We start from the raw sequence: 9420 nt of genomic DNA on the forward strand, positions 1-9420 counted from the left end.
CCTGTCCTCGGGCGGCCTCACCCTCGCGCTCGGCACGCTGCCCACCAACGCCGTGTACAAGGTGCTCGTCACCCCGGCCACGGCGGGCGCACCGATCACCAGGTACGAGACGGAGTCGCTGTCGACCACTGCCCCGCCCGGGGGGGGGGGGCGGCGCCCCACCGACCCCAGCGCGTCGACGGTGGTCGCGGACGACGAGGTGACGGTGACCATCCGGCCGGTCATCGTCTTGTAGGTGTTGTAGTTCCACCAGACACCCTTGGGTAGCGTGCCGGTCGCCTTGTCGGCGGAGTTTCCCAGGGTGGCGATGAAGTTGCCGTCGCCGCCGATGTAGTCCCAGTCCGAGGCCAACGCGTCTTCCAGACCGTTGGGGACGCTGCGCTCGAACTGCGCCAGCCAGCGGACGTTCGGCCCCGCCGCCCAGGCGTCCGCGTTGCCGTAGCTGCTGCCCTGGTACTCGGTGATCGCGATCGGCATCGGGGTGATGCCGTTGGCCTGCATCCAGCTTCTGATCTGCGCCGTGTGACCGGGCACGTCCGTGGGGGCCGGGCTCAGCTCGTGCCAGGACAGGACGTCGGGCAGGCAGCGGTTGTCGCGGCAGTAGGTGAGGAACTGCTGGAGCTTGGTGAAGTTGTAGGCGCTGAGCTCCGGTGCCTCGACCCGGTACGACGAGTTGCGTGCCTTCACCGCGTCGTAGGCCACCTTGTGCGCCTGGAAGTAGGTGGTGGTGTAGAGGTTTCCCCACTGCGCTTCCGGCTCGTTCCAGGGAATCCAGGCGTTGACCCGGTAGCCCTTCTGCTCCGCTTCGGACATGACACCGTTGACGATGGTCGTCCATGTGCTGAAGTTGCCGTTGTCACCCGGGCGGTAGTTGCGGTATGGACTGTTCGGGTTCGCCGAGTAGTAGTAGAGGCCGACCCGCAGGTTCGCGCCGGTCGCCGAGACCCGCCGGTACGTGGCGGGGTCGTAGAGGCTCGGCAGGTTCGGGTGGTGGTCGGCGCCGCGCTGCGACCGGACCCTGACACCGTCGACGAGATACTGCGCGGGCGAGGACGCCGAGATGCCGTGCAGGAAGCCGCTGGCGATCTGGGTGGCCGCTCCCCGGTCGGAACCGTAGTCGACGGTGATCGTGGTGGTGGCTGCCGCCGAGGCGGCGTCGGTGGTGACCGCGACCATGCCGGCGGCCACCAGGACACCGACGGCCGCGGCGGCCACCGGTCGTCCGGTACGGGGGAAGAACATCGGTCTCCTCCTGGAGAGATCCGGGGACGGGAGGTGCCCGTCGGAGGTCGACGGGCGGTCGGAGCGCGCACCGTGCGCGGTGTGCGGTTCGGGCGGGAAGCCCGCACCGGTGGTGGAGTGGCTGACCGGCCCGGCGTTCAGTTCACCGGTAGGGGCTGAGCCGGCCACACATGCCGAACGGACGCCGGTCGGGCTCGGGCGCCGCCTGCGAGTGGACCTTGGCCTCGGCGAGGTGGGTGCCGGAGCCCTCGGCCAGCGAGCGCAGGCGGCGGCGTACCTCTGCGAGGGAGGCGGCCGGGCCGGTGTCGAGAATGCGATGCCACTGGGCGGTCCGGGCACTGGTCAGGGACACTGCGGCGTCGTACAGGGCCCGCAGCGAGGAGGTGTCACCGCAGGCCAGGTCCCGCCGGATCGCGAGGTAGCCCTGCACGGCGAGATCGCGGCGACGGCGGGCGCGGCGCCCCGCCGCGGGGGAGTGGGTGGGTTCCGGTCCGAGATCGGCAGCCTCGGCGTATGCGGCCGGGTCCGCGAGGACCTCCGGCGGAAACGTGAGTACGGCGTCCCCGGCCTCCGGTAGCCCGCAGTTCTCCATGATGACCACCACCCTGAGGTCGCCGAGATTGACCGCCCGGTGCACGGTGCCCGGCGTGAAGCAGACGACGGTCCCCGGCAGCAGCGGTGTGGTGGCGGGGCCGGCGAGGGTCAGGGTGTGCAGTTCGCCGCGCCCTGCGACCACCACGTACGCCTCGGTGCACGCCGTGTGCAGGTGCGGTGAGCCGCCGTGGCAGCCGTCGGATGCCGCCCAGGGATAGACCTCGAGCCCGGAGACACCGATGCCGTTGGGTAGGTTCACCACGGGTTGTCCTCCAGGTACCGCTCGACGCGACCGGCAGTCCAGACGCCGTCGGCGATGACGACGCGGTACCGACGCCACAGGGTCGTCCCGGCCGGCAGGACCACCTCCTCCGCGAACGCCAACGACGGATTGACCGCCGCGAAGGGCTCGTTGCGCACGAACCAGACGGGCGGGCTGTCCTCGGCGGACGGGTCGGGGACAACGACCAGGGTCGAGGCCGCGTCCACGACATCGTGCGGGCCGGTGTACGCGAGCCACGCCGCCCGCTGTCCCATCACACCGGGTCCCTCCAGGCCACCGGCGGCGAGGATGGTCCCGCCGGTCAGATCCCGTGGCCCACGCCAGAACAGGCCGCTGTAGCCGGCCGCCTCGCGGCCGAAGACGGTGGGGCTGCCGATCTCCAGCGCGTCCCCGCTCACGTTGGTCAGCGCGCTGGCGATGGTGAGTTCCCAGGTGCCGGCCACCTCGTCGACGCCGTGTACGGCGATGTCCCGGTGTTCCTCGATCCAGGGCCGGCCCCGGGCGTTGTGCCAGTGCACCTGCTCGGTGAGGTCGAGTCGGTCGACGCCGACGTCGAACCGGGAGAACGCCTGGTGGCGTAGTGACCCGACGTTGTCGAGCCGCTGGTAGCCCTCGTCGCGCACGTAGCTGTAGCCGCCCCAGAAGTTCTCCCCCGACAGATGGGAGATCGTCATCGCGACGCCCTTGTGCCAGCGGTGGTCGTGCGGGCGGTGTGCCGAGACGAGATTGCCGGCGGTGGTGCGTACCGGGTGGAAGAAGGGCGCCGGGCACTCCCACGGGTCGGTTTCGGCACCGTACACGTAGGACACCAGTTCCTGGTCGCGGATGCTGACGGTGACGGCCGTACCGACGTCGTGCCGGACCCGCAGGGCCACGTCGACCGGGATGTTGCGGTTCATGCGGTGCTCCTTGCCGGCGCCCAGCCGGCCGTGTCGCCGTGCAGGGCGTGGTAGAAGGGGTTCTGCGGGACGAGTTCGGTGCGGCGCACCGCCCGACCGGTCAGGGCCGACTGGTACAGGGCGGTGACGAGTTCGAGGGTGCTCCGGACACCGGCTCCGCTGGCCGGTGGACGCGTGCCGGCCCGCAACGCCGCCAGCAGCAGCGGAAACTGGGCGGCGTGCGAACTGGGCACGTCGGGCGTCGGCGTCCGCCACCGCTGACGGCGCTGTTCGGGCACGTGCGGGGCGGCGGTGTACGTCCAGTCGCTGTCGCGGTAGCCGTACAGGTGGGTCAGTTCGACTGTCGCGTCGGACAGGTCGATCCGTAGGTAGCTCTCCTCACGAGGTGACAGGATGCTGTTGGTGACGCTGGCCAGCGCGCCGTTGGTGAACCGGACGAGGGCCAACGACACGTCCTCGGTCTCGACGTCGCGGTCCAGCCGCCCGGCCATCGCGGTCACCTCCTCCCAGGGGCCGAGCAGGGTCAACAGCAGGTCCATCTGGTGGATGCCGTGCCCCATGGTCGGGCCGCCGCCCTCGGACGCCCAGCTACCGCGCCAGGGGACGGTGAAGTAGGCGGGCGGGCGGTACCAGGCGGTCGTGCACTGCGCCACCAGCGGACGGCCCAGCTCACCGGCGGCGATCAGGTCGGCGGCGTGCATTCCGGCGGAGCCGAACCGGTGCTGGAACACCACCGAGGCGTAGGCCCCGCTGGCCTGCTCGGCGGCGGTGATCCGGTCGAACTCGGCGAGTGTGCGACACGGAGGTTTCTCCACCCAGGCCCAACTGCCGGCGGCGAGGATCGATTCGAGTTGCCCGATGTGCTCGGCCGGCGGCGTGCACACGTGCACCAGGTCCGGTCGTTGCGCGGCGAGCATCTCGTCGACCTCGGTGTAACCGGCGGTGATGTCGGCGCGGGCGCAGAACTGTGCGACCCGGGAGGGGTCCACGTCGACTGCGGCGACCAGTTCGACCCGGTCCCGGTGCGCCTGGACCGTGGGCAGGTGGCTGCCGGTGGCGATGCCGCCGGTCCCGACGACGGCCACCCGGATGCGCCCGTCCCGACCTGTCATGCGGTGTGCTCCTTCGCGCTGGTGGGGTTCATCGGCTGGACCGTCCGTCCCGCGCGGCGACCGCTGTCGGATCGACCACCCGCAGGGCGACGAGCAGCAACGTGAGGGTGGTCGCCATGTAGACGGTCGCCATGGCGTTGATCTCCTGGGAGGCGAGTTCCCCGGCCTGGACCGCCGCGCCGTACAACGCGACGACGAGGGTCTGACTGTCCGGTCCCGAGACGAGGAAGGTCAGTTCGAACTGGCCGACGACCCGTACCAGGGTCAGGACACCGGCTGCCAGCAGGCCGGGCACCAGCAGCGGACCGAGGATGTGCACGAAGACCCGGCGGTTGGTGGCACCGCAGACCCGGGCCGCCTGTTCGATGCGGGGATCGACCTGCTCCACGAACGGAATGAGCACCAGCACCGCGAAGGGGATGGCCGGGACGAGGTTCACCAGCACGATCCCGGCCAGCGTGTCGTTGAGTCGCAGCCGGTAGACCAGGGTCGCCAACGGCACGGCGTAGGTCATGACGGGCACCACCTGCGGCACGAGGAACAGGAGCAGGAGCACCCGGCGGCCGGGGAAGGTCAGCCGGGCCAGCACGTAGGCGGTCGGCAGCGCCACCGCCAGCGTCACCGCCACGACGGCCACCCCCACCTCGACGGTGGTCACCAGCAGCCGTCCGAGGCCGAAGGTGGTCCACGACTGCGTGTACCAGCGGGTGGTGTAGCCGCGCGGCAACCAGCCGTCGGCAAGTTGCGTGGTGAGCGAGGCGAGCAGGACGCTGGCCACGGCCAGCAGCAGGCCCCCGACGAACACCCACAGCCCGCCCCAGGTGACCGCGCCGGTGAGGGTGTACCCGGGCGGGCGGCGTCCGTCCCCGACGGAGGGCGGGGCGGCTTGCCCGGTGGACGTGGCGGCGACGTCGGTCATCCCTTGCCTCCGGTGGTGGGCCCGCGGTGCAGCAGCCCGCGTGCCCACAGCACGAGGCCGAGGACCGCCAACTGGACGACCGCCATCACCACGGCGGCGGCGGACGCGGTCGGGTAGTGCCCGTAGCTGTACTCGGTGTAGGCGACCTTCGACAGCACGCGGGTGGGACCGGCGTCGTTGCCCACCAGGGTGGCGGAGGGGAACACCCCGAACGCCAGCACGAAGGAGAGGCAGAACGTGATCGTCATCCCGGGCAGCAGCAGCGGGAAGGTCACCAGCCAGAACCGTTGGGCGGGTCGCGCGCCGCAGACCGCAGCGGCCTTCTCCAGGCCCGGGTCGATGCCTGAGGTGTAGCCGACCATCAGCAGGAACGCGAAGGGCAGCCCGGTGAACACCAGCGACAGCAGCACTCCGGTGACGTTTCCGACCAGGGGCAGCGGCTGGTCGATGGCCCCGATGCCGAGCAACGCCCGGTTGAGCCAGCCGGACGGGCCGAGGAACTCCTTCATCGCCGAGGCGACGAAGACGGTGCCCAGGGTCATGGGGACCAGGACGACAGCGATGAGGGCGCGTTTGGCCCGGACCCGGCCGCGCATCCGGTAGGCGATCGGCACGGCCAGCACGACGTTGACGACCGAGGCGGCGAGGGCCAGCTCCAGTGTGATCAGGATCGATCTGCGGCTGCCGTGGTTGTTGACCAGCCGGTCGGCGAAGAAGTCACGATAGGCCGAGGACCAGCCCTGGGTGCCCTGGAAGGACAGCCCGACGCCGTAGCACACCGGATAGACGAAGAACACGACCATGAACAGCGCGCCGGGCACGACCAGCCACACCGTCGGCGTGACGCCCCGCCGGCGGGCCCGGTCCCGCCACCGCAGCAGGTGATCCCCGGTGGGCCCGCTCGCGCTCATGACGGCTGTCCGCCGACCGGCAGGGCCCGGTCGGGCGTCGGTGTCTCCGTCTGCGGTCGGGCGAACAGCCGGACCCGGTCCGGCGCGACGACGGCGACCGCCCGTTCGCCGGGCCGGAACGACCGGTCCGACCGGCAGTGCAGGAGGCGGCCACCGGGTCCGCTGCCCTCGATGGCGAAACCCCGGCCCTGGTACTCGCACACCCGCACGTCGAGCGGCACCTCGTTGCCGGAGCCGGTGGTCGGTTCCCGGACGAGCAGCAGATCCTCGGGTCTGATCATCGCGACGGCGGGGCCCGGGGCGGGCCGGTCGGTGCCGTGTCCACCGACGCGCAGCACCAGGTCGCCGGCGTCGAACACCCCGCCTGCCAGCGTCCCCGGTAGGCTGTTGCGGTAGCCGACGAATCCGGCCACGAACGCGTTGGCGGGCCGCTCGTACACCTCGGCGGGTGTGCCGACCTGCTGGACCGCGCCGTCGCGGAGCACCACCAGCCGGTCGGCCAGTGACAGCGCCTCGGTCTGGTCGTGTGTCACATAGATGGTGGTGAGGCCGAGCTGCTGGTGCAGCACCCGGATCTCGGTGCGTAGATCCAGCCGCAGGCTCGCGTCGAGGTTGGACAGGGGTTCGTCCATCAGCACCAGGCGGGGTTCGACCACGACGGCGCGGGCGATCGCCACCCGTTGCTGCTGGCCTCCGGAGAGCTGGCGGGGATACCGGTCGGCCTGCGCCCGCAACCGGACGAGGTCGAGGGCCCGCCGCACCCGCTCGGCCCGTTCGGGCTTCGGGCACCCCCGCATCCGCAGGCCGAAGGCGATGTTGTCGGTGACGGTCAGGTGGGGGAAGAGCGCGTAGTTCTGGAAGACCATTCCGATACCACGCTGTTCCGGCGGTAGCCGGTCGATGCGCCGCCCGTCCAGGCTGATCGTGCCGGCGGTCGGATCGAGCAGCCCGGCCAGCAGGTTCAACGCCGTCGACTTGCCGCAGCCGGACGGGCCCAGCAACGCTACGAACTCACCTGCGGGTACGTCGAGGTCAAGGCCCTCCAGCGCGGTGAAGGAGCCGAACTCGCGACGCAGGGCGTCGACACGCAGTGCGCCTCCGCAGCCCCGGCCGGTCACTTCGTCGACCCGATCGACCTGTTCCAGATGTCGTACTTCACCTGCACGTGATCGCCCACCACCGGGTTGCGCACCTGCGCGGTGGCCAGCAGCCGCCGGTTGAAGTCCGGGCTGCCGTGCCGCTGGTAGCGGGCCTGGGCGTCGGCGGGGGCCATGGACAGGTCGACACCGTGGACGGGGAAGGCGGCGCGGAACGGGATCGTCATCGCCTGGTGCCGGGGTTCCAGCAGATACGTGATCAGGGCCAGGTCGACGGCGAGCCGGTCCGGGTCCACCCCCCTCGGTACGGCGGCCCACTGGGCGACCTCGATGGTGACCGGGTCGTCGAACGCCTGGAGAGCGAAGTGGTCGCCGAGCACGCCCTTGGCCTTCATTTGCACGTCGAAGCCGGTCTCGCTGAGCACGATGTCGAGCGATCCCTTGGCGAGGGCGTCGAAGGTGTCGACGGTCTTGGTGGCGTACGGCGCCGTGTATCTGTTGAGCTCCGCCAGATAGGCCCAGGTGTTCGTCCAGGTCCTCGGGTCGGCCGGGTTCGGGTCGCCGAGCATGTGGGGCAGCGCGTCGACGAACTGGTTGGCCGGCCCGCTGCCGGTGGGCACGGCCGCGAACCCGAACCGTCCCGGATGTGCTTTCGCCCAGGTCAGCAGCTCCTGTGGGGTGCGCGGTGGATGCGCGACGGTCCGCGTGTTGTACGCGAGCACCGGGCCGTCCGGCTGGCCCGAGATGATCATCCCGTTGCCGTCGAGGGCGTCCTGCAGCTGCCGCGCGGCCGGAGTCATCACGCCGGCCGGGTCGGGCAGGGCGGCGGCGTAGCCCGGCAGCAGGGGCACCACGGTCTGCTGCTTGGCGAGCAGGGAGAGACCCTCGGTGCCGGTGAGGACCAGGTCGTCGGTGACGTTGCCCGACTGCTGCTGGGTGTAGAGCTTGCCGACGACATCGGTGGGTGTGCCGCTCTCGTACCGTACCGACGACACGAGCTGCGGGTGTTCCTGGGCGAAGCGTTCGATGACCGGTTTGGTCAGGGCGAGGACGCCGGAGACGTCCAGGATGCGCAGCACGACCGGCCTGGTCGGCAGGTCCGGCACCCCGGTCGGCGGTGCCGCGACCGGAGCGTGCCCGGGGGCGGCGCAGCCGGTGAGCGCGACCGCGAGGGCGACGGCTGTCACCACGGCGGCGGGACGGGATCTGCTCATCGACGGTTCTCCTGGTCGTAGCGTTACGGAGGCCGGCATCGGCGGCGGTCGCCCTGTCGGCGGTCGGGCGCGCGACGAACCAGCGGAGGGGCGGCCCATCCCGTTCGGGCCGGCTCCGATGGCGATCGGTTGCAGACGGGAACCGGGTGGACCCGGGCGGGCCACGCCCGGACACCGGGCTCAGTGACCTGCCGACGGACGGCGGGCGGCGTCGCCGGCAATCCGGTGCAGAACCCCCGAGAGTCCATTGGTCAATTAGATTGGCATCTATGCGTTAGGGTCACGATAGTGATCGATCACTTTTCTGTCAACGCTCTTCGATCACCACCGCCCACCAGGGGGAATGAGAGAAATGCCAACCGGGCAAACAGAACCCGCCGGCCGCGCCGAGAGGGCCGCCACGATCCACGAAGTCGCCCGCGCCGCCGGCGTCTCCCACCAGACGGTCTCCCGGTTCCTCAAGGGCCGGGGCGGACTCAAGCCCCAGACCCTGGAAAAGGTCACCCAGGCCATCGAACAGCTCAACTACCGGCCGAACCTCGCCGCCCGATCGATGCGGACCCGGCGATCGGGCCGGATCGCCGTCGTACTGCCCGACACCACCGACTTCGTGCCGACCCGCCTGCTCAGCGGTGCCACCGACGCAGCCCATGAAGGCGGATACCTGCTCGACGTCGTCGGGCTCGAAGGCGACGCCGCGGCCCGAGCCGACCGGATGCGCACCCTGCTGTCCCCCGAGAACGTGGACGCCGTGCTGTCCTTCACCCCGCTCGCCACCCGGATGGCGGACCTCGACCTGACGTCCTTCCCCGTACCGGTCCTGGTCGACGGCGAGTACGACGACAACATGCGGGCCCAGGGCGTACTCGCGGACGCCTCACCGATAGCCGAGATCGTCCGCCGGCTCGCCGCCGACGGACACCGCCGCTTCGCCCACGTCGCCGGCTCCGACCTGTGGGCATCCGCGCGCAACCGCCGCCGGGTCTACGAGACGACAGTGGCGCAACTAGGGCTCACCTCCTGCGCGGTCGTCGACGGCGACTGGACCGTGCGATCCGGCTGGGAGGCGGCCACCACCGTGGTGGGCCACCGGGGGGCCCCCCCCGGGCTGGGCGCCCCCCACCGGGGGGCCGGGGGGGGACGACCCGG

At 71.1% G+C, this 9420-nt stretch carries 9 protein-coding genes; 1 reads left to right on the forward strand and 8 read right to left on the reverse strand.

All coding sequences use genetic code 11. From position 1 onward, the window contains the following. The 8 genes from ACOJTC_RS10335 to ACOJTC_RS10370 all read right to left on the reverse strand — a co-directional run. Positions 1–1242 (reverse strand): hypothetical protein (locus tag ACOJTC_RS10335; RefSeq protein WP_420116692.1); only part of this gene is annotated, 1242 nt, incomplete at its 3' end. A 142-nt stretch (positions 1243–1384) separates the two neighbouring features. Then, on the reverse strand, positions 1385–2098 hold the full coding sequence (locus tag ACOJTC_RS10340; protein WP_420116693.1) for a cupin domain-containing protein: 714 nt from the start codon (positions 2096–2098) through the stop codon (positions 1385–1387). Further along, entirely contained in the window at positions 2092–3018 is a 927-nt protein-coding gene (locus ACOJTC_RS10345) for a PmoA family protein (protein WP_420116694.1), read from the reverse strand. Before ACOJTC_RS10345 ends, ACOJTC_RS10340 begins: the two co-directional genes overlap by 7 nt. After that, the gene (locus ACOJTC_RS10350) at positions 3015–4130 is read right to left on the reverse strand and encodes a Gfo/Idh/MocA family protein (protein WP_420116695.1); all 1116 of its coding nucleotides are present in this window, start codon (positions 4128–4130) and stop codon (positions 3015–3017) included. Before ACOJTC_RS10350 ends, ACOJTC_RS10345 begins: the two co-directional genes overlap by 4 nt. Positions 4131–4158: 28 nt before the next feature. Then, positions 4159–5049: an ABC transporter permease gene (locus tag ACOJTC_RS10355; RefSeq protein WP_420116696.1), complete on the reverse strand. Its 891-nt coding sequence runs from the start codon at positions 5047–5049 to the stop codon at positions 4159–4161. Then, positions 5046–5960 (reverse strand): ABC transporter permease, encoded by a 915-nt coding sequence (locus tag ACOJTC_RS10360; protein ID WP_420116697.1) that lies wholly within the window; start codon positions 5958–5960, stop codon positions 5046–5048. Before ACOJTC_RS10360 ends, ACOJTC_RS10355 begins: the two co-directional genes overlap by 4 nt. Then, positions 5957–7078 (reverse strand): ABC transporter ATP-binding protein, encoded by a 1122-nt coding sequence (locus tag ACOJTC_RS10365; RefSeq protein WP_420116698.1) that lies wholly within the window; start codon positions 7076–7078, stop codon positions 5957–5959. Before ACOJTC_RS10365 ends, ACOJTC_RS10360 begins: the two co-directional genes overlap by 4 nt. Next, complete coding sequence (locus tag ACOJTC_RS10370; RefSeq protein ID WP_420116699.1) at positions 7075–8271, reverse strand: extracellular solute-binding protein; 1197 nt, start codon at positions 8269–8271, stop codon at positions 7075–7077. Before ACOJTC_RS10370 ends, ACOJTC_RS10365 begins: the two co-directional genes overlap by 4 nt. Positions 8272–8623: 352 nt before the next feature. On the opposite strand from ACOJTC_RS10370, the gene ACOJTC_RS10375 reads away from it, so the two are divergent. Continuing rightward, the coding region (locus ACOJTC_RS10375; RefSeq protein ID WP_420116700.1) for a LacI family DNA-binding transcriptional regulator at positions 8624–9420 on the forward strand (797 nt) is incomplete at its 3' end.

The organism is Micromonospora sp. (assembly GCF_048594385.1).
Taxonomy (GTDB): Bacteria; Actinomycetota; Actinomycetes; order Mycobacteriales; family Micromonosporaceae; genus Micromonospora; species Micromonospora wenchangensis.

Coding starts and splice junctions, on each gene's coding strand:
- ACOJTC_RS10345 (WP_420116694.1), bottom strand. CDS start 3,018: ATGAACCGCAACATCCCGGTCGACGTGGCCCTGCGGGTCCGGCACGAC.
- ACOJTC_RS10350 (WP_420116695.1), bottom strand. CDS start 4,130: ATGACAGGTCGGGACGGGCGCATCCGGGTGGCCGTCGTCGGGACCGGC.
- ACOJTC_RS10355 (WP_420116696.1), bottom strand. CDS start 5,049: ATGACCGACGTCGCCGCCACGTCCACCGGGCAAGCCGCCCCGCCCTCC.
- ACOJTC_RS10360 (WP_420116697.1), bottom strand. CDS start 5,960: ATGAGCGCGAGCGGGCCCACCGGGGATCACCTGCTGCGGTGGCGGGAC.
- ACOJTC_RS10370 (WP_420116699.1), bottom strand. CDS start 8,271: ATGAGCAGATCCCGTCCCGCCGCCGTGGTGACAGCCGTCGCCCTCGCG.